Annotated in this window: 23 protein-coding genes, 1 tRNA gene and 1 other RNA gene; 10 read left to right on the forward strand and 15 right to left on the reverse strand. The window is 61.1% G+C overall.

Going from position 1 to position 24724, the window contains the following annotated elements; genetic code table 11:
- Positions 1-41: 41 nt before the first annotated feature.
- The 6 genes from EI290_RS19145 to EI290_RS19170 form a co-directional block, all read right to left on the reverse strand.
- Positions 42-932 carry a glycosyltransferase family 2 protein gene (locus EI290_RS19145; RefSeq protein ID WP_125433272.1) on the reverse strand — a complete coding sequence of 297 codons (891 nt, stop codon included), beginning with the start codon at positions 930-932 and terminating at the stop codon, positions 42-44.
- 175 nt (positions 933-1107) lie between these two features.
- On the reverse strand, positions 1108-1797 hold the full coding sequence (locus EI290_RS19150; protein ID WP_125433273.1) for a cell division ATP-binding protein FtsE: 690 nt from the start codon (positions 1795-1797) through the stop codon (positions 1108-1110).
- A 47-nt stretch (positions 1798-1844) separates the two neighbouring features.
- Positions 1845-2048 carry a fructose-6-phosphate aldolase gene (locus EI290_RS19155; protein WP_125433274.1) on the reverse strand — a complete coding sequence of 68 codons (204 nt, stop codon included), beginning with the start codon at positions 2046-2048 and terminating at the stop codon, positions 1845-1847.
- Between the two features lie 95 nt (positions 2049-2143).
- The gene (gene fsa / locus EI290_RS19160; RefSeq protein WP_125433275.1) at positions 2144-2800 is read right to left on the reverse strand and encodes a fructose-6-phosphate aldolase; all 657 of its coding nucleotides are present in this window, start codon (positions 2798-2800) and stop codon (positions 2144-2146) included.
- 217 nt (positions 2801-3017) lie between these two features.
- Positions 3018-3114, reverse strand: an RNA gene (ffs, locus tag EI290_RS19165) — signal recognition particle sRNA small type.
- Positions 3115-3238: 124 nt separating this feature from the next.
- Positions 3239-3715, reverse strand: coding sequence for a carboxypeptidase-like regulatory domain-containing protein (locus tag EI290_RS19170; protein ID WP_185817076.1), 477 nt, complete (start codon positions 3713-3715; stop codon positions 3239-3241).
- A 328-nt stretch (positions 3716-4043) separates the two neighbouring features.
- Here EI290_RS19170 and guaA point away from each other — a divergent pair, with 328 nt between their 5' ends.
- Positions 4044-5576: a glutamine-hydrolyzing GMP synthase gene (guaA, locus tag EI290_RS19175; protein WP_125433277.1), complete on the forward strand. Its 1533-nt coding sequence runs from the start codon at positions 4044-4046 to the stop codon at positions 5574-5576.
- Positions 5577-5645: 69 nt separating this feature from the next.
- On the opposite strand, the gene EI290_RS19180 is transcribed toward guaA, so the two are convergent.
- A complete protein-coding gene (locus EI290_RS19180; RefSeq protein ID WP_125433278.1) occupies positions 5646-7523 on the reverse strand; it encodes a DUF4153 domain-containing protein in 1878 nt (625 codons plus the stop codon).
- A 136-nt stretch (positions 7524-7659) separates the two neighbouring features.
- Positions 7660-7741 (reverse strand) — tRNA-Leu (locus EI290_RS19185).
- A 238-nt stretch (positions 7742-7979) separates the two neighbouring features.
- On the opposite strand from EI290_RS19185, the gene EI290_RS19190 reads away from it, so the two are divergent.
- On the forward strand, positions 7980-8450 hold the full coding sequence (locus tag EI290_RS19190) for a low affinity iron permease family protein (RefSeq protein ID WP_125433279.1): 471 nt from the start codon (positions 7980-7982) through the stop codon (positions 8448-8450).
- A 106-nt stretch (positions 8451-8556) separates the two neighbouring features.
- Here EI290_RS19190 and EI290_RS19195 read toward each other — a convergent pair whose 3' ends face one another.
- On the reverse strand, positions 8557-9243 hold the full coding sequence (locus EI290_RS19195; protein ID WP_246009005.1) for a Dps family protein: 687 nt from the start codon (positions 9241-9243) through the stop codon (positions 8557-8559).
- Between the two features lie 119 nt (positions 9244-9362).
- Here EI290_RS19195 and EI290_RS19200 point away from each other — a divergent pair, with 119 nt between their 5' ends.
- The 3 genes from EI290_RS19200 to EI290_RS19210 are packed head-to-tail and all read left to right on the forward strand — an operon-like array spanning position 9363 to position 11123.
- Positions 9363-10067 (forward strand): VIT1/CCC1 transporter family protein, encoded by a 705-nt coding sequence (locus tag EI290_RS19200; RefSeq protein WP_125433280.1) that lies wholly within the window; start codon positions 9363-9365, stop codon positions 10065-10067.
- Between the two features lie 54 nt (positions 10068-10121).
- Positions 10122-10547 carry a hypothetical protein gene (locus EI290_RS19205; RefSeq protein ID WP_125433281.1) on the forward strand — a complete coding sequence of 142 codons (426 nt, stop codon included), beginning with the start codon at positions 10122-10124 and terminating at the stop codon, positions 10545-10547.
- A 51-nt stretch (positions 10548-10598) separates the two neighbouring features.
- A complete protein-coding gene (locus EI290_RS19210) occupies positions 10599-11123 on the forward strand; it encodes an MOSC domain-containing protein (protein ID WP_125433282.1) in 525 nt (174 codons plus the stop codon).
- Between the two features lie 556 nt (positions 11124-11679).
- Here the strand turns inward: EI290_RS19210 and EI290_RS19215 are convergent.
- From EI290_RS19215 to EI290_RS19225, 3 genes are all read right to left on the reverse strand, one after another.
- Positions 11680-13083, reverse strand: coding sequence for an RtcB family protein (locus EI290_RS19215; protein ID WP_125433283.1), 1404 nt, complete (start codon positions 13081-13083; stop codon positions 11680-11682).
- Positions 13084-13323: 240 nt separating this feature from the next.
- The gene (locus EI290_RS19220) at positions 13324-14157 is read right to left on the reverse strand and encodes a TIGR02452 family protein (protein WP_125433284.1); all 834 of its coding nucleotides are present in this window, start codon (positions 14155-14157) and stop codon (positions 13324-13326) included.
- Between the two features lie 309 nt (positions 14158-14466).
- On the reverse strand, positions 14467-15753 hold the full coding sequence (locus EI290_RS19225) for a PcfJ domain-containing protein (RefSeq protein ID WP_125433285.1): 1287 nt from the start codon (positions 15751-15753) through the stop codon (positions 14467-14469).
- A gap of 1015 nt (positions 15754-16768) precedes the next feature.
- Between EI290_RS19225 and EI290_RS19230 the strand changes: the two genes are divergently transcribed.
- From EI290_RS19230 to EI290_RS19240, 3 genes are all read left to right on the forward strand, one after another.
- Positions 16769-17221, forward strand: coding sequence for a hypothetical protein (locus EI290_RS19230; protein WP_125433286.1), 453 nt, complete (start codon positions 16769-16771; stop codon positions 17219-17221).
- Between the two features lie 130 nt (positions 17222-17351).
- The gene (locus tag EI290_RS19235) at positions 17352-18413 is read left to right on the forward strand and encodes a sensor histidine kinase (RefSeq protein WP_185817077.1); all 1062 of its coding nucleotides are present in this window, start codon (positions 17352-17354) and stop codon (positions 18411-18413) included.
- Positions 18388-19125 (forward strand): LytR/AlgR family response regulator transcription factor, encoded by a 738-nt coding sequence (locus tag EI290_RS19240; protein ID WP_125433288.1) that lies wholly within the window; start codon positions 18388-18390, stop codon positions 19123-19125. Before EI290_RS19235 ends, EI290_RS19240 begins: the two co-directional genes overlap by 26 nt.
- A 124-nt stretch (positions 19126-19249) precedes the next feature.
- Here the strand turns inward: EI290_RS19240 and EI290_RS19245 are convergent, their stop codons facing one another.
- On the reverse strand, positions 19250-20584 hold the full coding sequence (locus tag EI290_RS19245) for a DUF4270 family protein (RefSeq protein ID WP_185817078.1): 1335 nt from the start codon (positions 20582-20584) through the stop codon (positions 19250-19252).
- Positions 20568-21569, reverse strand: coding sequence for a Kelch repeat-containing protein (locus EI290_RS19250; protein WP_185817079.1), 1002 nt, complete (start codon positions 21567-21569; stop codon positions 20568-20570). Before EI290_RS19250 ends, EI290_RS19245 begins: the two co-directional genes overlap by 17 nt.
- 254 nt (positions 21570-21823) lie before the next feature.
- Here EI290_RS19250 and EI290_RS19255 point away from each other — a divergent pair, with 254 nt between their 5' ends.
- Positions 21824-22726, forward strand: a complete 903-nt coding sequence (locus EI290_RS19255) for a histone deacetylase family protein (RefSeq protein ID WP_125433291.1) — start codon at positions 21824-21826, stop codon at positions 22724-22726.
- A gap of 208 nt (positions 22727-22934) precedes the next feature.
- A complete protein-coding gene (locus tag EI290_RS19260; RefSeq protein ID WP_125433292.1) occupies positions 22935-23957 on the forward strand; it encodes a J domain-containing protein in 1023 nt (340 codons plus the stop codon).
- Between the two features lie 168 nt (positions 23958-24125).
- On the opposite strand, the gene EI290_RS19265 is transcribed toward EI290_RS19260, so the two are convergent.
- Positions 24126-24494 (reverse strand): DoxX family protein, encoded by a 369-nt coding sequence (locus EI290_RS19265; protein WP_125433293.1) that lies wholly within the window; start codon positions 24492-24494, stop codon positions 24126-24128.
- Between the last annotated feature and the right edge of the window lie 230 nt (positions 24495-24724).

A 24724-nucleotide genomic window follows, 5' to 3' on the forward strand; every position in this document is an offset into this window, starting at 1 on the left:
GGGTGCCTACCGGCACCCGCTTTTTGCGTTATTAGAACGGGCTACTGTAGCTCGTTCAGCAACCAGTATAGTTTCAGGGCATCCAACTGGCGCAGACTGGGCCGGTTGGAAAGCAGGTTGCGCCGTACCTGCTCCCGTCGTAAGCCAAAGGCAGTACGCACCGCTTCGCTAAGCCCCCACCGCTTGAGGCGCAGAGCAGCCTGCAGCAGTTTAGTATCGGCTCCCAGGCCCTCAGCCCGATACAGCTGCACCAGATTGCGCACCGCATCGTGGGTTTTCTGCAGAAACACCGGCGCGGGCTCCAGACCATCATGCAGTACGGGGTTATCCAGGTGCAGCACGGTTACGCCCGCCCGCCGCAGATACCAGCCAAATTTAGTGTCCTCATGCCCGTAGCGGGTCAGGTTTTCGTCCAGCCCCAACCGCCGGAACACGGCGGCCTCAATTAAGAGGTTATTGAGGGTGAGTTGGCCGTGCGGTGCTTGCTGGCGCACAGCAGCCGGTCGGGCCTCCCGCTGCCGACCATAGAGCCAGCGCAGCCGCAATGCCATTTCGGGCGGCGGAGCCATTTCGTAGGCCGTTCCTCCCGACAATACCGGAGCCCGCTTTCGGGCGGCGGCGTACCGCGCCAGAAACTGGGCATCTGGTAGTCGGCTGTCATTATCGAGCAGCAGCAGCCACGCAAAGCGGGCCGATGCGGCCAGCTGATTGCGAATGGCGGCCCGGCCTACGTTTTGGGTAAGCTCCCGGTACACAACGCCTGGCAATTGCCCCAGCTCCCGGTTTTGCTGCCGAAACTCCTCCTGCGAACCATCATCAAGGCAATGAATTTCAACCGGACCACCCCAATCCGGTGCCTGAGCCAGCAAGGCACGGACCAACGGCCGCACATCGTAGTTGAACACCGGAATCAGTACCGAAAGCCCTGTCATGCTCAGCAAAGAAAGCAGAAAGAAGAAAATAGCAAGGGGCCGGCCGCTTCGCGGCCCGGCTCCGGGAGCAGGAGCCGCAAATTACCGGGGAGGTTGTCAGCAACCCGCATTTTTTTGCGCGTTCCGCTGGCTCGTAGCGCCCGAAGCTCGAACAGGCACCTACGAAGTACCTCCGCTAGGTTAACTCAAAGGGTGTAACGGCGGAGTCAATCAGGTGGCCTTGTTCGCACTTAAGCACCCGGTGCGGATACTGCTGAATGAGCTGGTAGTTGTGCGTAGCCATCAGCACGGCCGTACCGGAGTTATTAATTTCCTGGAACAGACGCATGATGCTGTCGGCCACATCGGGGTCGAGGTTGCCGGTGGGCTCATCGGCCAGCAGCAACACAGGCTCATTGAGCAGGGCCCGGGCAATTACCACCCGTTGCTGCTCCCCTCCCGAAAGCTGGTGGGGCATTTTGGCGGCCGAGTTGGCCAAGCCTACTCGCATCAGCACTTCCGAAATCCGCTGCTGCTTGCGGGCTTTGCCTTTCCAGCCGGTAGCATTGAGCACAAATAACAGGTTTTCGGCCACGGTCCGATCGAACAACAGCTGAAAATCCTGAAAGATGATGCCCAGCTTACGCCGCAGGTAGGGAATTTTATCGGTACTGCCTTTTTTCGGCAGGGCAAACCCAGCCACCGCTCCAGTGCCGGCGGGCAGGGGCAAATCGGCGTAAAGGGTCTTGAGCAGGGAGCTTTTACCCGAACCCGTTCGACCCACCAAGTACGCAAACTCTCCTTTTTCCAGCGCAAACGTTACTTTCTGCAGTACCGTATTCACATCCTGCATGATGTAGGCGTCGTGCAGCTCCAGAATGGTCATAGTAGTGAACTTAAGGCGTTATGCATACGGGGAGTCAGGCGTTGGGCTCAGAGCTCTAGCTTCTGCAGCTTGCCAAATTCCAGGCCGGTAATTACGCCAGACAACGCCTCCTCTTTGCCCTCCAGGCCATACCGGTGCAGGTCTTTCAACGGACGGTCGGCCCGGAAGTAGGCCACCAGCACAAACTCTTCATCCCGCAGCTGGATATAGTCCGGAATTTTGGCTTTGCCTTTTACTTTGATGATGTACATGGCGGGAGGGGGAATTATGAGTTATGAATTACGAATTATGAGTAAATGGGGAGGCCAGCTTCATAATTCATAATTCATAACTCTCAATTCATAAATTACGCATTTACGCGCTTGTGGTCAGCCAGGAAGGTGGCCAAGCCCTTGTCGGTAAGCGGATGGTTGAGCAGGCCGGTAATGACATTCAAGGGGCAGGTTACTACGTCGGCCCCCAGCTCGGCGCACTGAATCAGGTGAGGCACGTGGCGCACCGAGGCCGCCAGCACCTGGGTGGGGTAGCCGTAGTTGCTGAAAATATCCACGATTTGCTGAATCAGCAGCAGCCCATCGGCGCCAATATCGTCGAGGCGGCCCACGAAGGGCGACACGTACGTGGCTCCGGCTTTAGCGGCCAGCAGGGCCTGCCCGGCCGAAAAAATCAGCGTGCAATTGGTTTTGATGCCTTTCTCCGAGAAATACCGGATTGCCTTCACACCTTCCCGAATCATGGGCACTTTCACCACAATGTTGGGATGCAGCTCAGCCAAGGCCTCCCCTTCCCGGATAATGCCCTCAAAGTCGGTAGCAATTACTTCGGCCGACACGTCGCCATCCACTAGCTCGCAGATCTGGCGGTAGTGCGACATCACGGCATCCGTGCCTTTGATGCCTTCCTTGGCCATGAGCGAAGGGTTGGTGGTAACACCATCGAGCACACCGAGCTCCACGGCTTCCTGAATTTCCTTCAGGTTGGCGGTATCAATGAAAAATTTCATGCGGGTAGGTTGGGAAAACAACAATGCGTACAAAGCTAATCACTGATTACGCGGATTTCTTGCGGATTACCCGGATTTTGTGGACAGCGCACTTCTGACCCGGCAGTTATAGGGCTGAATTAAATACAAAAAGCGGCCTGAGAGGCCGCTTTTCTATGGTTATTACCGGAAACAAACCGCCCACAAAATCCGGGGAGTCCGCGTAAGAAATAGTCAAAAAAAAGCGAGCCAAAATCGCACCGCTCAACCGTTTACCCTTGCTACCTTCCGGTCCTGGGGGAGTTCAACAGGAGCTGGTCGTTCTGACTCGCCAGTGCAAAGATAGGGACCTATTCAGCGGATGTAACGTATTAGCGCCAATCTTTTTTCCGCCGTGCGGATATCAGTAAGAGAATCAGCGCCTTTTTTTGCATCTGATTGATGCTACACCCCGCTGTTCTAGCGTTTCCAGGCTTTCACGGCTGCTTTGCTGCGCTTTTTCAGGTCGCGCTTGTAGCCGGTAATGGGTTCAAGCTTAAAGAGCAGATCAGCTGGGCCGCGGGCAATACGCTCGGCATCCTGATAGCCCGCAAAGCTCACCCGGACTACCGGCGCCGGGCCGGTGACTGGCAGCAGATAGTCGCCAGAAGAGTTGGTGCTCACGGAATGGAGCTGGTCGCCGGTTACCATAACCGTAGCCCCCATCAACGGGTTGCCCCATTCATCTACTACATTTCCTGCCAGTATCCGTTTGGCAGGCGCACCAGCTTCCCGGGCTGCGGGGGCGGGCAGGGCTTCGGCCAGCAGATCGGGGCGAGCCGGAGTTGCGGCGGGTTCGGGGGCAGCTACTTCGGCAGGCTGCTGCGCTAAGGCAATACCAGGTAGCGCCAGGGCACCCAGCAACGACAAGGCCAAGAGGGGTAGAGTAGAGTGCATAGCAACCGGGCAGGTGAGGGGTAAGTACTGAAGCGTGTACAAATATGCCCTCATATCCGGCGTTCGGAAAGGCAATCATGGCCCTGTTTGTGACTAGCATTAACCGCAGAAAAGCATTGCACCGAACCCATAATCTGGCTCCTGTTGGCACCAGAGGCTACCCATTGATACGGGTGTAGCCTATCCACCAGCTACCAATGTGACATCTGTTTCATCTGAGTCATGTGGTTTCTCTCTGGGCTGGCCGGCTGGCACTGCCTGCTACCATAGCGCGCAGAAAAAGCGGCCGGAGTAGGTCTGGTCTGAAATCTGTGCGCTAATTTTGCCCATGCCTCAACAAATCCTGATTCTTGATTTTGGGTCGCAGTACACCCAGCTCATTGCCCGGCGCATCCGGGAATTGAATGTTTACTGCGAAATTCATCCGTATACCCACGCCCCGGACCTCACTGAGGACATCCGGGGCGTTGTGCTTTCGGGTTCCCCCTGCTCCGTGCGCGACGCCGACTCGCCTAACCCCGACCTGAGCCGCTACCTGGGCCGGGTACCGGTACTAGGCGTATGTTACGGGGCACAGCTGCTGGCCCACCAGCAAGGCGGTGAAGTGCTGCCGGCTACCATCCGGGAGTACGGCCGGGCCCGCCTCAGCCGCGTCCTGCACGACTCGCCCCTGCTGCACGGCGTACCCACCGAGTCGCAGGTATGGATGTCGCACGGCGACACCATCAAGACCTTGCCCCAGGGCTTCAACACCATTGCCAGCACTCCGGAGGTGGCCGTGGCAGCCTTCAAAATTGAGGGCCAGGAAACCTATGGCATCCAGTTTCACCCCGAGGTGACGCACTCAACGGATGGCAAAACCCTGCTCCAAAACTTTGTGGTGAACATTTGCGGACTGGACCAGAGCTGGACGCCGGAGCACTTCGTGGATTCGATGGTAGAAACTCTGCAGCGTACCATTGGCGAAGAGGATCAGGTCATTCTGGGCCTCTCGGGCGGGGTTGATTCCTCAGTGGCGGCGCTGCTGCTGCACAAGGCCATTGGCAAGCGCCTGCACGGCATCTTCGTGAACAACGGGCTGCTGCGCAAGGACGAGTACGAGCAGGTACTTCACTCCTACCAGGGCCTGGGCCTGAACGTGCAGGGCGTGGATGCCTCCCAGGAATTTTATGATGCGCTGGCGGGCCTGACCGACCCGGAGCTGAAGCGCAAGGCCATTGGCCGCACCTTTATTGAGGTGTTCGACCGGGAGGCGCAGAAGGTAGAGGGGGCCCGGTGGCTGGCGCAGGGCACCATCTACCCCGACGTAATTGAGTCGGTGTCGGTGAAAGGTCCGGCCGTGACTATCAAAAGCCACCACAACGTGGGCGGCCTGCCCGAGAAGATGAACCTGCGCATTGTGGAGCCGCTACGGGCGTTGTTTAAGGATGAGGTGCGCGAAGTAGGCCACACCCTGGAGCTGCCCGCGCATATTCTGCACCGCCACCCCTTCCCCGGCCCCGGCCTGGGCATCCGCATCCTCGGCGACATTACGCCCGAGAAAGTGGACCTGCTCCAGCGCGCCGACGCCATCTTCATCAACGGCCTGAAAGAGCACGGCTTGTATGAGAAGGTGTGGCAGGCTGGCGTGATGCTGCTGCCCGTACAGAGCGTGGGCGTAATGGGCGACGAGCGGACTTACGAGCGAGTAGTGGCCCTGCGCGCCGTAACCAGCGTGGACGGCATGACGGCCGACTGGGCCCACCTGCCCTACGAGTTCCTGGCCGACGTGAGCAACCGCATCATCAATCAGGTGCGCGGCATCAACCGCGTGGTCTATGATATCAGCTCCAAGCCACCCGCAACCATTGAGTGGGAATAGAGAGTAGCTGAGTAACGGAGTAACTGAGTAAAGGGGCCGCTGGCATTGTGCCAGCGGCCCCTTTATGTTTTAATTGGTTACCTCCAGGAGTGCATGGCCAGAATAATAGTACAACACCGTATCATGCGTTTCCTGGCGCGCAAGGTCTTGCAGAAATAGCCGCAGCTTTATCCTTTTGGATTCAGCCCGTAACCCAAGCCCACGGGTCATGTTGATGTTGCGTTCGGGGTGGCGGCCATATACCCGGGCCAGCGAATCGGCCAGGGTACCTGGTGTCAGCATTAGTTGCTGCTGCCAGTTGCCGGTAGCCTGTTGCCGCTCCAGAACCAGTTGCCGCCCCCGGCCCTGGGCCCGTAAGCGAAAGACACCGGTGGGAGTAGTTAACTGCTGTAAGACGCTGTCAGCGGCAGTATCCCGAAATTCGGAGAGGTCGATGTCGCGCAGCCAGTACCGGCCCGAGCCTAACTCGTACATGTCGTCGCCATTTGTGAAACGTGCCTGATCTTCAATGACATTGAATTTTTCGTACCGTCCCGTAGGCACAATGCCACTGGCATCAGTAAGCCGGTTGCGAAGCCACATTTCCCGGCTCCAGGAATGCTCGTGCAGCAAAGAATCGGGTAAGGTAAGGCTGGCGGCAAACAACGGTTGCAGCCGCTCCAACGCTTCCCGGTCGGCAAAAAACTCAAACACCGAGCTGATGCGCTTCCGGACCGAATCTGGCAGATTGGGCATCCGCTCCCCGGCCCCGTCCAGCTTACCCGCTTGCAGTAATCCATACCGGGCGCTGATTTCGCGCAGCTGATTCAACTGGCTCCGCTCGGCCACGGCATAGGCACCCCAGGGCCCGCCAGCTGCCAGAAAAGCTACCACGGCCAGGGAGGCTGGAATCCAGATGATGCCCTGTCCGCGCCGCACCAGAAAATACACGGCCATACCCAATAGCCAAGCCGCCAGCACCAATACAAAATACCGCTCCTCGGTAATACCGTAGGCCCGGATGCGGGTGCCAATGGCCACGGCCAGCAGCCCCAGCAGCGGGAACAGGGCCAAGTAGAACCAACGCCCGAACGTACGAATCCAGGTATTTTCGGCCGCTTGACGGATGGGGTGAATCAGGAGCAGGGCGAAGATGCCGGCCACGGCCAGGGCCAGCACCAGCAACGATACCCAACCCTTGGGCAAGGTCCAGAGCAGTATAATGCGGCCTAGGTAAGCGTACAGAATGCCTAGGTACAAGACCACCAGCGGCAGCAGCACAAACTGCGTGAACAGCTTCAGGGGCTTAGGGTATGGAGCCTCTTCTTCCAGCGCCTCGAAATTATACGGTACACCAGCCAGAAAAAACCAGGTATTGAATACTGTGGATAGCCCCACGAACAGGTAGCCGAACCACCGCTCGTTGATGTCAGCGTCGAAGAGTTGCTTCACGGCCGTAAGGGCCAGGGCGCACCCCACAAACAGCACACCCGAATACAGCCCGGCCGTGAGGATGCGCAGAAACAAGGTTTCATTGTAGCGCCAGAAGCCGGGCGTATCGGCCGAGCGGCGCAGCTCAGAGAGGTAGGGCCCGGCGGCCACCGCCAAGTGCGCCCCCAGCAGCAGCAGCGCCAATCGGCTTCCCCACACTGGAGTCGGCTCGGGTGGGGCCACCGCGTACCAGCCTGCCAGCAAACCCGCCAACAGGGCCAATGCCCCCCAACGTGCCGGCAGCGGCCACCGGTACCGCTCGGCCGTGAGAGCCACTGCCAGCGTGGAGGAAAGGCCCAGCATGGCCGCCGAAAGCACCGGGAATAGCCAAGTCAGCTGCTTTTGTTCCTGATAGGAAAGCTGCACAAGGTTCATGCCTACTCCGCACAGCACAAAAGCACACAGCAGGGTCAGTGGGAAGCGCCGCACCACGCGGGCGGCTTCAGCAGCCAGATGCTGCAAGGAAGGTAGTTTCATGAAGACACCAGAATAGGGCCTTCAAGAAACGAAAAGTGCGCCACCTGCCCTACTCCGGGCCCACAGCCAACCAGCAACAGCCGGCCGGGCACAAAAAAACCGCTTCGGCGGGCCGAAGCGGTTTTCAGGTTCAGAGTGCGCGCGGGGAGATTCGAACTCCCACACCCGAAGGCACCACCCCCTCAAGATGGCGTGTCTACCAGTTTCACCACGTGCGCAGATAACGGCAAGCACTCCTGTAACAAACAAAAGCCGGAGCTTCCGGACTCACTGAGGCGGCGAATCGAGGACAAAAGTAGAGGGTTGGGGCCAAGCGAACAAACATACCTGGCTTTTTTTCCCGGCGGCCAACCACTCCAGCGGCTTTCCTGCTCATTGTCAGCCGTAAAAAATTCATTTCTCCCTCACGTATTTACCGCTTATTAGGGACTATTCACCGTCCTGTAGCTTTTGCATATGCCTCCTGCCCCACTTCCAGCCGCTCCAACCGGCTCCGCTTTTTTTGCCCGCTTAGCTGGAACCGTTACGGCCTGGTCGGGCTCCACCCTGGCGTTCAGCCTGGCCTTGGGCACCGTGCTGGTATGGGCTGTAACGGGGCCGCTGTTTCAGTACTCAGAAACCTGGCAATTGGTCATCAACACGGGCACCACCATCATCACTTTTCTGATGGTATTCCTGATTCAGCGGGCCCAGAACAAAGATTCGTTGGTGCTGCACCTGAAGCTGAACGAGCTGATTGCTGCCCATAAAGGCGCCAGTAACCGGCTGATCAACGCTCAGGATTTTACGGAAGAAGAAATCAATCTGCTACATGGCTACTTCTGCCTGCTGGCCGAAAAGGCCCGCCAGGACCACGACCTGGGCCGCACACACTCCGTGGAAGAGGCCGAGGAAAACCATCAGGAGAAGAAACGGGCCCACAGGTAAGCGAACCGGTTGCGGAGGACAGTTCTCACGTTGCCGTTCTGGCCGTACGCAAAAAAGCGGCTCCTGCACCAGCAGAAGCCGCTTTTAATACTTATCAGGAAGTAACCTATTCGGCGCGGGCTAGTGGGGTATCTACCACATGCTCCGACACAAACCATACTTGCAGCTCGTTGGTGCGCATCACGTTGCTGACCACCAGGTCGTTGGTGCCATCGTCGCCGGCATCGTCGGCTTTTTTGGCGTAGTCGTGGGCGTTTTTGAGGATAATCTGATGAGCTTCCAGCAAGCGGGATACCTGCACCGGAGCTTCCTCCCGGTCTTTGGGGGGGCGCGGAATGCTGGTGGCCTCCGCAATATCGGCGGCCATAGCCAAGGCCACTCCGCCCAGAATCTGGATGCGCTCGGCAATCATATCCACCAAAGCATCCTGCTCCTCATAGTGTTTATCGTAAAGCAGGTGCAACTGATAAAACGTGGGCCCTACTACCTGCCAGTGGTGCTTTTTATACATGTCGCGGATGGAGCAGGTATCGGCCAGCAGCTGGTTCAGCATTTCCACGCTCTTCTGGCGGGTATCGGCGTCCAGGCCGATGGGCAGGCGCTGCGACACGGTACCATATTTCTGCAAGGGAGCCGGGGCATTGAACTGCTGGTTCATGATGGGCTGCACGCTGGGTCTGGCCTGGCCGTTGGATGCGGCTCTGGGTGCAGCAGCCCCGGACGTTTTTTTGGGAGCAACGGCTTTCGAGGCAGCGGCCGGGGCGGCCGCTTTGGTGGCGGGTGTTTTAGCCATGATTCAGTCAGAAGAATAAATTCGAGGGGGTAAACGTGCGGCCCGATATGCCGTACGCTCTGTTCACCATACGCGCAGAGTGGGCTTCAGGTTAGCCTCAGCGCCCTAATTTCAGCCACATGAACCACACGCACCCCCACCCGGAAGAGCACCTGACCAGCTCGGCCATGCTCCAGGATATCGTCATTGGTCTGTCGGATGGCCTAACGGTGCCTTTTGCGCTGGCCGCCGGATTGAGTGGGGCAGTACAGTCGTCGGGGCTGGTTATTACGGCCGGTCTGGCAGAAATTGTGGCTGGCTCAATTGCCATGGGCCTGGGCGGCTACCTGGCTGGGCGCACTGAGGTAGAGCACTATGCCGCCGAACTGCAGCGCGAGTATCAGGAAGTAGCCGAGGTACCGCAGGTAGAGCAGGCCGAAGTAGACGAGTTACTGGCTGAAATGGGCCTATCGGAGCACACCAGGGCCCTGGCGCTGCAGGAGCTTACCGCCGACCGGGACCAATGGGTACGCTTCATGATGAAGTACGAACTAGGGCTGGAGAAACCCGACCCCCGCCAGGCTCCCAAAAGTGCCGTTACCATCAGCGCAGCCTATGCTGTGGGGGGCCTGATTCCTCTGAGCGCCTATTTCCTGACTGCCACTCCTACCGAAGGACTGCTGTGGTCGGCGGTAATCACGCTGGTGTGCCTGTGCGTATTTGGCTACCTGAAAAGCCGGATGACAGGCCAGCCGCCCGTATGGGGAGCCTTGAAAATGGCCGGCACCGGAGCCCTGGCGGCGGGAGCAGCATTTCTGGTAGCCCGCCAATTTGAGGCACCCTAACGGTCGTTTACTACCTTGAGCCTCTGTCAGCGTTGAATTTTCCTCGCAGCCGCCATGAACGAAGCCCACCTTCACCTCCTGCTCAACCACACGCCTATCCTAGGTAGCCTGTTTGGGCTGCTGGTGCTGGCCGCCGGCCTGTACAAAGCCAACTCCACCCTCGTGCGCACCGGGCTTGTTACACTGCTGGCGGCGGCAGTGCTGTGTCTGCCTACTCAGCTCAGCGGCGAGGGCGCGGAGCAGGTAGCCAAGGGTATTCCCGGTGTCAGGCTCCAGCTGATTAAAGCCCACGAGCAAGCCGCCGAGCTGGGGTTCTGGGCACTGGAGCTAACGGGCGCAGCGGCGCTGCTGGGGCTAATGGCCCGCCACCGCACCCGGCCGCTGGCCCTGGCGGCCCTACTGGGAGCAATTCTTAGTGTGGGCCTGCTGGCCCGCGCTGGCAACCTGGGCGGGCAGATTCGTCATTCTGAAATCCGGTAGTGCAACTGGTCTTCCTTGCTTTCACTGCTCCTTCTCAACTAACCAGCCCCCATGCCCTTCCCTTTCTTCGGCGACGACAAATCAACCATTGCCCGGCTGCTGGGCACACTGCCTCAACAGGGGCGCCTCGAGTGGATTGGCCTGCGGCCAGGCCGGCGGGAGCCCCTCCAGGCGGTACTGACTGCGGAGGCCGAAACCGACCGTCATTTGCAAGGCGACCATGCCCGCCCCAAACCCGGTGGCAAGCGTCAGGTAACGCTCATTCAGCAGGAGCACCTAGGGGCCGTGGCGGGTTATCTAGGGCTTTCGGAACCGGTAGCTCCTGCCCGCTTGCGCCGCAACTTAGTAGTAAGCGGGTTGAACCTGCTGGCGCTGAAAAACCGGCGGATACGCATCGGGGAGCAGGTGGTGCTGGAAATTACCGGGGAGTGTCACCCTTGCTCGCGCATGGAGGAAGAGCTGGGGCCGGGTGGCTATAACGCCATGCGGGGCCATGGCGGCCTCACGGCCCGTATTCTCACGGGTGGCACGCTTACCGTAGGCGACGTGGTGCGGGTAATTGCAACAGATGAATAATGGCCCGATAACCCAATTGTGGGGTAATGGGGAAACCAGCCATGCGGAGTTGACCATGGCTAACGCTATAATTTTAACCAACTAGCGGCTTGTAGTTTTTGTCGAGTCCAATCCTATATTGGGCGGCGGTATTTTGCCGCTCAGCCGGCTTAAAGCACGTACTGGTCCAATCCGTTTTACTTTTGCACACGTATATACTTCCACTTAGGCCACTGAGACTTTCGGCTCTGCTGGCCCCTGCCCTTGCCTTATCTTATTGCCCAGCGCCTTCACACCGGTAGCGGGCCGTCGACCAGTTTTTATTGTATGACGCATTCTGTTCAGCATGGATACGCACGTTTCCACCCCAAACCTGGCCGCTACAGCAGTTGCTTTGTTGCTGCTGGCTGATTTGCTGCCCGCTCCAACCGGCCCCCAGTGTGCTCTTACGCACCGGCACGGCGTTGCTCAGGCTGCGGCCCCTTGTCGACACCGTCGGCACCGGCCCTGATTGTACTTTCATCTTTAAACAAAAGCCCGTTCTACCTCTGGTAGAACGGGCTTTTTTGGGTCATTCTCACATTCCTCCTTCCATGCGTACAATGCGTGGGGTAAAGGAGCCCAACACATCTACCAGCGCAGTCTGGCTTTGCATTACCTGGCGGATGTCCTTATAGGCCTGGGGCGCTTCGTCGAGGCCGCCCCCGATGAGGTCTACCGCGTGCTGCTGGAGGTAGCGGCGCACCTCAGCCTCACCCAGCTCCTGCTTGGCCCGGGTGCGCGACATCAGCCGGCCGGCCCCGTGGGAGGCCGAGCTGAGGGAGCTGGCCTCGCCCCGCCCCCGCACAATAAAGCCGGGGGCCGTCATGGAGCCGGGAATGATGCCCAGCACGCCCACCCCGGCCGGGGTGGCTCCTTTGCGGTGCACTACCACCTGCTGGCCCGTGGCCAGCTGCTCCTTCCAGGCAAAGTTGTGGTGATTTTCCACTTTGGCTAAGGGCCGCTCACCCAGGGCTTTGGCCAGGCGCTGATGAATCTGGTAGTGGCAGGCCGAGGCATAGTCACCGGCCAGGTTCATGGCGGCCCAATACTCCTGCCCGGCTTCGGTGTCGAGGTTCAGCCAGGCCAGGTGGCGGGCTTCGGCGGGAAGCTGGCAGGTGTCCTGGGCGAGCTTGGTGTAGTGGTTGGCCACGCTGGCCCCCAGCCCCCGGGAGCCGGAGTGCGAGAGGAGGCCCAGGTACTGCCCCACCGGCACGCCCAGCTCGTTGGCCGGGTCGAGGATGTCCACCACGCCCCATTCCACGAAGTGGTTGCCGCCGCCCGAGGAGCCAATTTGCGCGGCGGCCGTATCGAGCTTGTTGCGCAGAAACGGCACGTCCTGAAACTCGGGGCGGCTGAGCACCGCGTGGTCCTGGCGCTGGCCGTGGCGGAATACGTCCCGGCCCCCGAAGCGGGTGTGCTCCAGCAGCAGCTTGCGCAGCTCCGGCACCCGCTGCTCCAGGTGCTTGGGCGGCAGCGCAAACACCGACAGGGCCATGCGGCAGCCAATATCCACGCCCACGGCGTAGGGAATAACGGCGTTGTCGGTGGCCAGCACCCCGCCAATGGGCAGGCCGTAGCCGTAGTGGGCGTCGGGCATGAGGGCTCCGGCCACCGTCACGGGCAGCTTCATGGCCGTTTCCATCTGGTGAATAGCCCCCGCCTCGATGTGCTCGGCCCCGAATACGGTGTAGTCCTTGCGCTCGGTGAGGGCAATGTGGCGGCTGGGGGCCGGCAACAAAGCCGCCGCCGTGTGGCTCCAGTCGAGGTGAGTGAGGAAGGCCGTGGGATTAGCCAGCAGTTCCTTCAATAAAGTCAGCTGGTCGGTTTGAGAGAGTTTTTTGAGGTGTTTGCGCTGGAGCTGAGCCAGCGCCAGTCCAATGGCCCGACCTTCCGGGAAACCCAGTTGGCGAAGGTCGTTGCCGCGTAGTTGTGAGGCCATACGAAGGGGTAGTACACGAGGCGAAGCCATTTTTGGGGCCCGCCCGTGGGGTGGAATACGAAAAAAAACCCGTCGGAAGGGAGCAGCTGGCCGCCCAGCCGGGCGACCGGGCTGCTCCGGCGGGCGGCAGCCCTGAAGGGTCAGCCGCCTTCCCAAACGGTATGTCTGAATAGCAGACAGATAAATGAAGAGAAAAAACGCCTGGCCCGGCAGGAGCCAAAGTGAGGCGGCCGGCCCGAATCAGGCCCCGGCGCCCAGCGCCTGCTCGAAGGCGCGGAGTACCGCGTGGGGCGGCTTGGGGTCGAGGATGGCAAAGTCGAGGCGGCGGAAGCGGGTGCGAACGGCCGGGTCGGCTAGCGCATCGGCAAACAAACGAGCCACCTGGGCCGGGTCATTGCCGAATACGCCGCAGCCCCAGGCCCCGAGTACCAGCGCCTCTACCCCGTGGCGAATGGCCGTGGCCAGCACCAGCCGCAGGCGGTGGCGCAGCACCGGCTCCAGCTGGGGCAGCAAGTTGCGCCGCAGGGCCCCGGCATTCACGGCCGGAGCCGTGATGATGTCGAGGTGAAACGGCGCGGCCAGCCATTCCCCGGCTTCCCCCCGAAACACCGGCACCCCCGGCGAATACACCAGATAGTCGCTGTAGAGGCCAGTACTACCCGGGCGGTTGTTGTGGGCATACATCTGCCGGAACTGCTTCAGGCAGGGATACAGCCCCGACGAGCGGGCCAGGCTCTCCTCCTGCGCCTGACTGCCTCCCAGAAACCCACCGCCCGGGTTGCGGGCCGAGGCAAAGTTGAGGCAGCCCACTTTCCCGAACTCGCCGACCAGCGGGGCGGCCGCTTCCAGCGTGCTGGCCGGGTACACGCGCACCTCCGCCGGGCGGCCGGGGCCAGCGTGCAGCTCGCGCAGCAGCAGCTCGGCATCGGCCGGATGGTAGAGGCGGCTGCCGGTTTCGGCGGCCCGCTGCCCGGCGGCCAGGGACACGGTTGCCCCTCCAGCCGGCTGGTAGCCACCGGCCTGCAAGGCGGCCAGCGTGGAGTGGGCAATTTGTTGACGGATTTCACGGTTCATGGGGAAAAGAGAAAGAAAAGCAATCAGGTAAATCAAGACGCAACCCGGGAGTAGCACAGCGGATAGAGTAGCGGGTAACGCTACTCCCGGGGCCGCGAATAGGAAAGTGAATAGGACGGGTAAGAATTGCGCACATAATGAGGCACATCGAATAATTCGGGCAAAGTCCGGGGCCAGCCTGGGGCTACTTGCCGCCGGCCGCGGATGAAGTGGAAAGCACAAACAGGAACTCAATAAAGGCCCTGATATCAGCTGGCGGCACGGGCCGGCGAACCGGGGCCGGGGCGGCAGTTGGAGGCGCGGGCGGCATCAGGCGGTGGCGCTTAGGCTCAGGCCGGCTACTGCCGCCCATTGTTCGAGCCATTGACGTTCCGCCTCAGTTGCCCGGCGGTTTTCCCGGCCCCGAACCTGCACCAGCTGACGGTTGGCGCGCACCTCCAGGGTAAGCGCCCGCACCCCGTTGATGCGCAGGGAGAAAATTCCGCACTGCCCCCGCAGGCACGAGTACACGTACGACGACACGCAATGCTTCTGGGCGCTGCCTTCCTCCAGCAGCTCCGCGTAGCTCCGCAGCTGCACAATCCGGATTCGGCCGGTTGCGGTGGGCGCGTAGTCCGGTACCGGCAAGCCGCTCCAGGCGGTATGCAAAGCCACATCGTAGCCCCAGTAGCGGCGCGCCCGGTGGGTGCGGCGGTGCCAGTGCCCCGATTGGGCCAGCACAGCGGCCATGCTGCGGCCCTTCAGCGACAATCCCGGCTGGGGCGGCTCCCCGTCGGTGCCCACCGTGCGCTTCACGTGCAGCCACTCGCACACCGGCCCAAACTGGCTGGCATCTACCATGGGCGCATCCCGAAAAAACTCCACCACGCGGAGCCAGAAGGCATCGTCGGGGCTGGTTTCCCGGCCGAAGCGGGTAGCCAGCACGGCTTCCAGCAACGGCAGGGCCTGGCGGGTGGCCAGCTGGGCGTAGCGCAGGGCCTGCACCAGGGTATACTCGTACGGGGCCTGGCGCATTTCGTGCTCCAGGCGGCGGCTAAGCGTTTCGGGCAGCTCCGCGAAGGTCCGGAGGGCTTGGCCGCGGCCCAGGTGCAGCGTCAGGCGGGCCATATCGGCGCCGCTTTGCTCCAGCTGGCCTGTTGCCCAGGCCTCAATCACCCAACCCGGCACGTCGCCGAACTCATCGAATAAGTGCCGCACCAGGCTATACAGCTGCCGGTACACGTTGCGGCGCCGGGGTTGCCACTCCACCAGCTCGCGCCGCCGGCAATGATACCAGCGCACCAGCGCGGCCAGGGCCGGCACCAGCCGGGGCTCCGTAAACAGGTGGGGCGTATGGGCGGCCAATGCCAGTAGGGCGGTGCGGGCCCGGGCCTGCTCGGCGTTGGGGCGGCCTTGCAGGCAGTGGCAGTATACCAGCGCCCCAACCGAATCGGGCTCCAGCAGGGCGTGTACTGCGGCAACGGAACGGCCGACGCAGATGGCCTGAATCTGGCGCAAAACTGACCACTTGCGGGAGCTGGGCCGGTTGGCTAGAACTGTAAGGGCTCGTTCGGTGGCTTGGGCCTGAGCCGATAGAGGTTTCGTTCGGTTTGACATCGGAAGGTGCTACTTCGGAAGGAAGCGGCCAGGTAAAACGGGACGCTACGTGGGTAGCGGCTGCCAATTGAAATCATGGTATCTGAAAAGAAAAAGGCACACTCGTTCGGCCTGATGCAAGCATCAGGAATTATGGAAACGCACGTAAACAACCAGCTAAATCAATGGGCAATATTTTTCTGCCACTGCATATTTTGCAGCGTAAGCAGTAGGCAGAAAATAATTGACTGTTTACTTTTTTCAGCGACCCTGCTATACGCTGGGGCTAGCTGAGCAAAGAAGAACTCCGGCCGGTTTGGGGCGCAGAACGAGGCGCAGGGCAGGCGGGTTTCCGCCCGGGCAGGGCAAGAGGCCACGGCCCAATTGGCGGGTAACTCATAAAGCGTAGCATGGGAATGGGTATTGAATAGCGGCTGAGAATGAAACAAAAACGCCCGAATCTGGCAGGATTCGGGCGTTTGCATAAGATGGTGTCAGGTAATGAACCTCATCTACGAGCTAGCGCGCCGAACCCCGGCTGAATCTTCCGATCCAGGCCACTGAGCATTGGCTGATTGTAGAAAAAGTGGCGACGCATGGCAGATGAAGTAGTGGGGCAAGCAGCAGTAGTGCGCTTGAACGTGACAAAGGTAGAAAAGTTATTTTCTTTATGTCAATACCCGCACAATATTTTTTTAATTATTTTTTATCTGTTCACGAATTGTGTTTTACTGAAATTATGAACTCTCAATTGTTGAAGATAAATACAAACAATAATTACAGCACCGTCGTGTGTAGTATATAGCTGGTGGTGCCGCCCGTTACCCCAATGGATGCGTGAAAGCTATGGGCGGCAGCCGGCGTACTGCCTGCTACCATCACTGGAAAAGCCCACAGGGCCAGGAATGGGCGGGAGCGTCGAGGGAAACCAGAGGTTGGCAGATGTTTTTTGGGCGCCGGCGCCCTACCCGCTAGGTTTGATGAGCTGCTAACCTTGAGCGAAGCAGCAGTGTGATTCCTCTCCTATCAACTTCCTATGAAAAAGCTACTGGCAGCCTCCCTCCTGCTGGGTTTGCTGGCCGCCGCCCCGGCCGCCCATGCCCAGACTACCCCCACCAAGGTCAAGGCCAAAAAAGACAAAGTAAAAGCCCAAGCCACCCCCGACGGCAACGGGCAGCCCGGGGAGGGCCGCGGTGGCCGGGGCCCTAGCAACCGCCTGGCCGACATGACCAAGGAGCTGAACCTGACGGCCGACCAGCAAACCAAGGTGGCCGCCATTCAGCAGGAGCAGCGGCAGCAGATGCAGGCCCTGCGCGGCAGCGGCGGCTCGGAAGACCGTGCTGCCCGGATGCAGCAGATGCGCACCCTCGACGAAGGCACCGATGCCAAGCTAAAGGAGGTGCTCACGCCCGAGCAATTTCAGCAGTACCAGGCCAAAAAGCAGGAGCGGATGCAGCGCATGAGCCCACCTCCCGGCGGGGGCCGTTAACGGCGCAACGGCCGACGGCCGCCGTAACGCGAGGAGTCCGGGCAGCGGCCGGCCGGGGCTTCTCGCGTTGCGGCGTATGCTATTTTTCCCGCGCTACCCTATTTTGCCGGCCTGTGTTTTTTCTTCCCGCATGAGGTTTCAACTGCCCCGCCCGACCCGCCAGCAGGTATTGCGCGTGATTGTGCACGTGGCCGCGTGGGTGGCCGTGGCGGCAATTCCGCGCCTGCTCTCCGAAAATCCCCCCCCGTTCAGGCTCAAAAGCGTACTGCTCCCGCTCACGCTGGCGGGCTACTTCTACCTGAACTACTACATCCTGATTCCGCGGCTGTACGCCCGCAAAAAGTTTGCCCTGTACTTTCTGCTGGCAGCCGGGCTGCTGGCCCTGGTGTATCTGCCCATGCTGCTGCGCATGGCGGGCCTGCTGGCGCACCACCCGCATCATCCGGTGGGGGCGGTGCATTACTCCCGCCCCCCGCAGGGCCTGTGGCTGATGGGAGTACTGGCCTGGATTGTGAGCAGCGGTATGCGCATTACCGGCGAGTGGTTTACCACGGAGCGGGCCCGGCAGGAGCTGGCCAATAAGCAGCTCTCGGCCGAGCTGGCCTTTCTCAAGTCGCAGGTGAGCCCCCACTTTCTGTTCAATACGCTTAACAACATCTATTCCCTGGCCCACCTCAAATCCGACGATACCCCGGAGGCTATTCTGAAACTCTCCCAGCTCATGCGCTACATGCTGTACGAGTCGGAGGCGGCACGGGTGCCGCTGGCCCGGGAGGTAGAGTACCTACGCAATTACATGGACCTGCAGCGCCTGCGCCTCGACCCCGAGCAGGTGGACATTCGGTTTACGGTGGACGGGCCGCTGGACGGGGCCCTGATTGAGCCCATGCTGCTGATTCCGTTCGTGGAAAATGCGTTTAAGCACGGCGTGAGCAGCCGCCAGTTTTCACGCATTGCCGTAGACCTGATTGTGCGCCACCACCAACTGCTGTTTACGGTGCAGAACTCCCGCTTTCCGGCCATAGGCGGCCACGACCCCAACTCAGGCATCGGGCTGCCCAACGTGCGCCAGCGCCTCAGCCTGCTTTATCCCGCGGGCCGCCACCAGCTGCACCTGGAAGAAACCACCGACGAATTTATTGTGGAACTCACCTTAACTCTTGCCCATGCTTCGCTGCCTGCTCGTGGATGATGAACCCCTGGCCCTGCGCCTGCTGACTTCGTACGTGGAGCGGGTGCCATTTCTGGAGCTGGTGGGTACCTGCCGCAGCGCCCTGGAGGCCCTCACGGTGCTGCAAACCGAGGCCGTAGACGTGCTGTTTCTGGATATTCAGATGCCTGACCTCACGGGCGTGGAGTTTGTGCGCAGTATGCAGCCTCAGGCCCTGGTTATCTTCACTACTGCCTACGAGGCCTATGCCCTGGAGGGCTTCAACCTGAATGCCGTGGATTACCTGGTGAAGCCCATTGCCTTCGAGCGGTTTGTGCAGGCCGCCCAGAAGGCCCAGGACCGCCTGCACCCGCGCCCCCAGGAGCCGGTCCCGGTAGTGCTGCCCCCCGCGCCGGCCCCGGCCAGCTCCACCGAGGAATACATTTTTGTGAAGGCCGACTACCACACTCAGCGCCTGAACCTGCGCGACATCCGCTACCTGGAGGGCCTGAAAGACTACATCAAGATTTACGCCGGAGCCCGACCCATTCTCACGCTCAACTCCCTGAAAGCTTTCGAGGACCGGCTGCCCAGCCCCGATTTCGTGCGCGTACACCGCTCCTATATCGTGTCCCTGGCTCACATCGACTCCATCCGTAAAAACCGCATTTACATGGGCGAGGCCATCATTCCCATTGGCGAATCCTACGCCGAAGCCTTCTTTAAGCTGATTGAAGACCGGAACATGCACTGAGTGGTGAACTGGAACTGTCATCCTGAGCAAAGCGAAGGACCTTGTCACACTGGAACGACTCGTGCAGTAGTCGTTCTAACGCCATAAGGTCCTTCGCTTTGCTCAGGATGACAGTTCCAGTTTATTATTTCACCTTCGTCAGGTACACAGCCAGGCGGGGTGGGTTGGTGTTGCCGGGGGCGCCCAGCACGGCCCGCTCGGGCGTGTCGGGGGTGGCGGGGGCTAGCAGGAGGCCGTTGTTAGCAAGGGTGTGGTTGAGGGCGGCCTCGCAATATGCCTGCACCGAAAACACGTAGCGCCCTTGCTCCAGATTGGTGCTGCGGGAAACGCCCGTCTGGTAGCTGACGGTGAGGACCGTGCCGCTGCTGTTGGTCAGGAAGCGGCCCGAGTGGTTGCCCCGGTCGGTGAGCTGCACCGTGAGCTGCCCGGGAGCCGCCAGGTTCCTCGACTCGGTACCGGCCACCGTTTCCACCAGCAGCTGGGCCGAGTTGATTACCCAGGTGCCGCCCAGCTCATTGAGGCGCAGCAGGTAGGGAATTTCCACTTTGGTTTGCAGGCCCAGACCGCCTTGCAGGTAGGTTTCGGCGGCGGTGCGGGCGCTGGGCAGGCTCTGGCGCGTGGTGGTCAGGGCAGTCAGCAGGGAACCCCGCCGGTCGGCGTGCAGCTGGTAGAAGTGCTGGTTCACGGCCGCGGCCGTGAAGGCGTAGAGGGTACTCACATCGGGCGTGGCGGGGCTATGGTAGTACAGTTGCAACTGCAGGCTGGTGGAAGTGGCCAGCAGCCGCAGCAGGGCGGCATTGTCGGCGGTGCCGGGCGTTAGGGCCAGGCCGGGCAGGCGGGCATTCAGCTCGTCGTTGGAAGTCAGCTGCCGGCCGCTGCCCGCCCGTAGCAGCTCCTGACCCAAGGCATCGGTCAGGCGCACCCGGATGGTAGCCAGCTTGCCCCGGGCCCGGAAGGCCCGGGTGCCCAGCGGGGCGGCCTCGTAGGCGCGGGAGTTGAAGGCGTAGTACGTAGTGCCAGGCCGCAATGCCTCGGTGAGGCGGTGCACCTGCAGGTGTTGCAGCTGGGTGGTGTCGCCGTAGCGGTAGGTGTCGGGGGGCAGATGCAGCACCAGGGAATCCAGCTGCGCGTCCGCGTCCGGCCGGAAAGCCCCGCTCAGCCCCAGCCGCAGGTAGCTGCGGGCCGTAACAGTGCCCAACCGCGCATCCTGCACCTGGCCCACCAGCAAATAGTCGCTGGTAGACGTTGGCACCGAATCGACCAGCACCGTGGACATGCGCACCGTGAGCGTATCTACGTACACCGTGCCCGACTGTACCTGGTCGGTTTCGTCGGGGGTTAGCTCGCCGGTTACCTCGCAGGCCGCCAGCAGGGCCGCCAGCCCCAGGGCCGGCAGCAGGTGGGCGGCCCGTTGCAGCCACCGCCCACCCTGGTTCAGCCGGCTACTCACTTTCCGCATCGGGAGAGAGTTGCCAGAAGTCGTCGAGGCGGGTGCTGCCAGTGGTGCCCAGGCCCAGGTAGCCATAGTCGCCGAGCCCAAACCCAACGGCTTGAATGCGAGCCGCCCCTTCAAAGGTTGTTTTGGCCACCCAAGTATCGTCGTCGGGGTTGTACTCCCAGCAGGAGGTGAGGTAGCCGCCGTTGGTGCCCAGGGCAATAAAGCCCCGGTTGTTCACCACGAAGGTGCTGGCGCTGGTGCGCGGTACGCTGCTATAGTCGTAGTCCTCGTCGGTATTATTGGTAAGGCTGTGGCGCTCGGTCCACTGCTCGGTGGCGGGGTTGTAGGCCCACATATCGCTCAGGATGAGGTCGTTGTCGGAGCCGGCCAGCACGTAGCCGGTTTCGTGCAGGGTGAAAGCAGCAGCCCCCACCCGCTTGTTGCCCCCGAAGCTGGGCTTCTGCGTCCATTGGTCGGTGCTGGGGTCATACTGCCAGAAGTCCTTTTTGAAGTTACCGTCGTAGCCGGTGCCCACGTAGCCCTTATCCTCAATGCCCAGCGCCACCGCCCCGTAGCGGGCCGTACCGGCAAAATCGGCCACTTTGGTCCACTTGTTGGCGGCGGGGTCGTAGGCGTAGAAGTCTTTGAGCTTGTTGGTACCGTCGTAGCCGGTGCCCACATAGCCTTTGCCGCCGGCCGTGAAGGCCACCGCCTGAATGCGGGCCGCGCCGGGGAAATCGGCAACCTGCCGCCAGGTGTTGGTGCCGGGCGTGTATTCCCAGAAATCCTTGAACCGGTCGACGCCATCGGTACCCAGGCCCACGTAGCCCTTGCCGTTGAGGGTGAAGCTGACGGCTGAGTTGCGGGCCAGCCCCTCGAACTGGGAGCGGGAAGTCCAGTCGCCCACAATTTCGGTGTCGGCGTCGGTATCGTCGTCGGAGCAGGAAAGCAGGGGTGTGATGCAGGCCAGCAGCAGCAGCCAGAGTAGTACACGGGCGTGTTTCATGATGGGGAAAGAATAGGTTGGTGTTGGCAGGGAGAGCCGGGGGCCACGCCAAACGGTTGCACCCGGAAATGGCCCCTGGGTCATGCAACCACTGTTTTTACGACTTCCGCCGCAGCCCTACTTTCTACCAACGGCCCGATACCACAGACCACCTCCGGCTTTTCATCGGCAGTCCGGCCGCGTATTTTTTTTGCCAGGAGGCCGAAAAAAAATGAAAAACTTCCGGTGCTGGCTCCGCGTTCTGGCTCTGTCCTATGCCCTGCCTTGCCACTTCCGAGCGTTACAGCATCAGTCTGCCCAGCGGCCACCGCTTCCCCATTGCCAAGTACGCCCTTATCCGGGAGCAGCTGCTCTGGCAGGGCATTGCCCCGCCCCAGGATTTTTACGACCCCGGCCTAGCCTCGGAAGAAGACATTTTGCGCGTGCATTCCCCCAACTACTGGCAGCGGGTGCGTGAGCTGCGGCTCTCGGCCGCCGAGGTGCGCCGCCTGGGCCTGCCGCAGAGCCCCGAGTTGGTGCGCCGCTCCCTGAGCAGCGTGGCCGGCACCGTGGAATCGGCCCGGCGGGCGTTGCAGGATGGCATCGGGCTGAGTCTGGCCGGCGGCACCCACCACGCCTTTCGGGACCGGGGCGAGGGGTTTTGCGTGCTCAACGACATAGCCGTGGCCGCCGCCCACCTGCTCCACCACGGCCGGGCCCGGCAGGTGCTGGTAGTGGACCTGGACGTGCACCAGGGCGACGGGACGGCCAGCATTTTCCGCGACGAGCCCCGCGTATTCACCTTCAGTATGCACGCCGGGGCCAACTATCCGCTGCGCAAGGAGCAGTCGGATCTGGACGTGGCCCTGGAACTGGGCACCCAGGACGCTGCCTATCTGGGCATTCTGGCCGAAACCCTGCCCCGCCTGCTGACCGAAGTGCAACCCGACTTCATCTTTTACCAGGCCGGGGTTGATGTGCTGGCGACGGACAAGCTCGGCAAGCTGGCCCTCACCCAGGCCGGCTGCCGCCAGCGCGACGAATTCGTGCTCCGCCAGTGTCGGGTGGCGGGCATACCGGTAGCCGTGAGCATGGGCGGCGGCTACTCCGAGCAGCTCCGCGACATCGTAGACGCCCACTGCAACACGTTTCGGGTGGCTTATGAGGTGTTTGGGTGAATGGGTGTTTGGCTGAATGGGCGAATGGGTAGGTAGTAAGTTTGTCATCCTGAGCAGAGCGAAGGACCTCATCACGTCTAAACAGATGGTTGTTACAAGAGGCGTTCTATTATCAAAAGGCCCTTCGCTGCACTCTGGATGACAGCTCAATTCTTCATCCATCCAACCCTCCATCCATCCGACCATCCAGCCATCTACCTTTGCCAGCATGAATCTGCACAACCCGCTGACCGACTTACCTGCTGCCAACCAACTGCCTACAACGGTGCCAGCCGAAGCGCCGGGCACCCCGGCGCAACGAGCGTTCCGGGAAGCCGTGGCGCAGGTGGAAGGACTACGCCAGCGGCTGCGGGACCTGACGCAGGAGCAGGCCGAGGCGCGCCGCCGCTACTGGCAGCAGGTGGGCCCCGCCGCCGCAACCGTGGTGCAGGCCCGTCAGGCGCTGTTTCCACTCCTGGAAAACGCCTTGTTGCTGGGGATTTTCAGCCGGCTGGAGGAGCAGCAGCTCACGGCCCTCATCGTGGGCAATGCCCGGGCGCTGCAAGAGCGGTTTGGGGAAGATGCGGCCGAGATGCTGCGCAAATATGCACCCCGCCGCCGGGCCGATGCTGACGACGACGAGCCGCCAGTGCAGGCCCCCGAACCTGCTGCCACCGGGCCCGCCGAGCCCACCCTGCCGCCCCACGAGCAGGCGGCTGCGGCGGCCCAGGCCCGGCGCAAAACCAAGCAGCAGCGCGCCGAGCAGGCCGCTGCCCACGCCGCCCGCGCCGCCGAGCAGCAGTTGCTGCGCAATACCAAAGACCTCTACCGCCAGCTGGCCCGCACCCACCACCCCGATTTGGTGCAGGACGAAGCCACCCAACAGCAGCGCACCCAGCTGATGCAGCGCATCACGGAGGCCTACGAAACCAACGACTTGTACACGCTGCTACAGCTGCTTTCGGACACAACCCCCGCCTCGGCCGCCGACGACACCGTGCTGACCCGCTACACCCAGGCACTGCACCAGCAGCAAACCGAGCTGAAGCAACAGCTCAACGAGCTGAAATACGGCGAGAATGGCTTTAGCGGCAGCACCGGCAAAAAGCGGGAACAGGAAATCCGGACGATAAAGCGCCATCTGCGCGCCGAGGCCGACTACCTGCTGCACGTTACGCAACTGGTGCGGGAGCCAGCGGGCCTCCGGCAGCTGCTGCGGGAGCTGGCCGCCGAAGGGCACCACACGCTCTAACTCAACGAGGACTTAGGCAAACCGCTGCCCTACTTCATTTCTCGCGGTGTTTCGCATAGGAATACGCAGGGTCTCGCAGTGTTTTACAAGTTTAGTGCGTAAGTCCTGTCAGCAATAAGGGCCGGGAAGCAAGTTGCTTCCCGGCCCTTATTGCTGGGTTTTTTCGGCTCAGGCCACTGCTGATGTCGGACGGCGCAGCCAGAATACCACGCCCAGCAGCACCAGCAGCACCAGTGCCGGAATTCCATTGGCTATTCCGCCCGGAATTTTGGTGATGTGCATCACCACCGCCCCGGCCATAATCAGCATCAGGCCCAGGGCTGCCGGGCGCACCAGGCGCGGGATGAGCAGGCCAATACCGCCCAGCACCTCGCCAATTGCCACCACGTAGGCCAGTGCCCCGGGCAGGCCCAGCTGGCCAAACATGCCCACGGTTTCGGGCAGATTCAGGAGCTTGCGCCCACCGGAAGCAATAAAGGCCAGGCCCAGTAGTCCCTGCAGAATCCAGGCAATAATGTTGCGGGTAGAAGCAGACATACGCAGTGAGGGGGGTTGAAAGTGGAGAAATGAGTGTACAATTCCCTGAAATATAAAATGTATTCGCGCAATGTAGTAAGCAGGCAGGGAAGCGTACCATTAAACTTAGAGCGTGTTTGGGAATTCAGACCCGATTGAGCGACATAGTGATGTTAGCTAGTAATAGCCAAGCAACATGGCTAGCGGGAGTGAATTCGTAATCAACGACCACGCGGCGAAAGCAGGCTAAC

It is taken from the genome of Hymenobacter metallilatus (assembly GCF_003944705.1).
GTDB classification, from domain to species: domain Bacteria; phylum Bacteroidota; class Bacteroidia; order Cytophagales; family Hymenobacteraceae; genus Hymenobacter; species Hymenobacter metallilatus.

Coding starts and splice junctions, on each gene's coding strand:
- EI290_RS19260 (WP_125433292.1), top strand. CDS start 22,935: ATGAATCTGCACAACCCGCTGACCGACTTACCTGCTGCCAACCAACTG.
- EI290_RS19220 (WP_125433284.1), bottom strand. CDS start 14,157: ATGAACCGTGAAATCCGTCAACAAATTGCCCACTCCACGCTGGCCGCC.
- EI290_RS19180 (WP_125433278.1), bottom strand. CDS start 7,523: ATGAAACTACCTTCCTTGCAGCATCTGGCTGCTGAAGCCGCCCGCGTG.
- EI290_RS19255 (WP_125433291.1), top strand. CDS start 21,824: ATGCCCTGCCTTGCCACTTCCGAGCGTTACAGCATCAGTCTGCCCAGC.
- EI290_RS19215 (WP_125433283.1), bottom strand. CDS start 13,083: ATGGCCTCACAACTACGCGGCAACGACCTTCGCCAACTGGGTTTCCCG.
- guaA (WP_125433277.1), top strand. CDS start 4,044: ATGCCTCAACAAATCCTGATTCTTGATTTTGGGTCGCAGTACACCCAG.
- EI290_RS19240 (WP_125433288.1), top strand. CDS start 18,388: ATGCTTCGCTGCCTGCTCGTGGATGATGAACCCCTGGCCCTGCGCCTG.
- EI290_RS19150 (WP_125433273.1), bottom strand. CDS start 1,797: ATGACCATTCTGGAGCTGCACGACGCCTACATCATGCAGGATGTGAAT.
- EI290_RS19230 (WP_125433286.1), top strand. CDS start 16,769: ATGAAAAAGCTACTGGCAGCCTCCCTCCTGCTGGGTTTGCTGGCCGCC.
- fsa (WP_125433275.1), bottom strand. CDS start 2,800: ATGAAATTTTTCATTGATACCGCCAACCTGAAGGAAATTCAGGAAGCC.
- EI290_RS19200 (WP_125433280.1), top strand. CDS start 9,363: ATGAACCACACGCACCCCCACCCGGAAGAGCACCTGACCAGCTCGGCC.
- EI290_RS19155 (WP_125433274.1), bottom strand. CDS start 2,048: ATGTACATCATCAAAGTAAAAGGCAAAGCCAAAATTCCGGACTATATC.
- EI290_RS19245 (WP_185817078.1), bottom strand. CDS start 20,584: ATGCGGAAAGTGAGTAGCCGGCTGAACCAGGGTGGGCGGTGGCTGCAA.
- EI290_RS19145 (WP_125433272.1), bottom strand. CDS start 932: ATGACAGGGCTTTCGGTACTGATTCCGGTGTTCAACTACGATGTGCGG.
- EI290_RS19235 (WP_185817077.1), top strand. CDS start 17,352: ATGAGGTTTCAACTGCCCCGCCCGACCCGCCAGCAGGTATTGCGCGTG.
- EI290_RS19205 (WP_125433281.1), top strand. CDS start 10,122: ATGAACGAAGCCCACCTTCACCTCCTGCTCAACCACACGCCTATCCTA.
- EI290_RS19265 (WP_125433293.1), bottom strand. CDS start 24,494: ATGTCTGCTTCTACCCGCAACATTATTGCCTGGATTCTGCAGGGACTA.
- EI290_RS19210 (WP_125433282.1), top strand. CDS start 10,599: ATGCCCTTCCCTTTCTTCGGCGACGACAAATCAACCATTGCCCGGCTG.
- EI290_RS19170 (WP_185817076.1), bottom strand. CDS start 3,715: ATGCACTCTACTCTACCCCTCTTGGCCTTGTCGTTGCTGGGTGCCCTG.
- EI290_RS19190 (WP_125433279.1), top strand. CDS start 7,980: ATGCCTCCTGCCCCACTTCCAGCCGCTCCAACCGGCTCCGCTTTTTTT.
- EI290_RS19250 (WP_185817079.1), bottom strand. CDS start 21,569: ATGAAACACGCCCGTGTACTACTCTGGCTGCTGCTGCTGGCCTGCATC.
- EI290_RS19225 (WP_125433285.1), bottom strand. CDS start 15,753: ATGTCAAACCGAACGAAACCTCTATCGGCTCAGGCCCAAGCCACCGAA.
- EI290_RS19195 (WP_246009005.1), bottom strand. CDS start 9,243: ATGGCTAAAACACCCGCCACCAAAGCGGCCGCCCCGGCCGCTGCCTCG.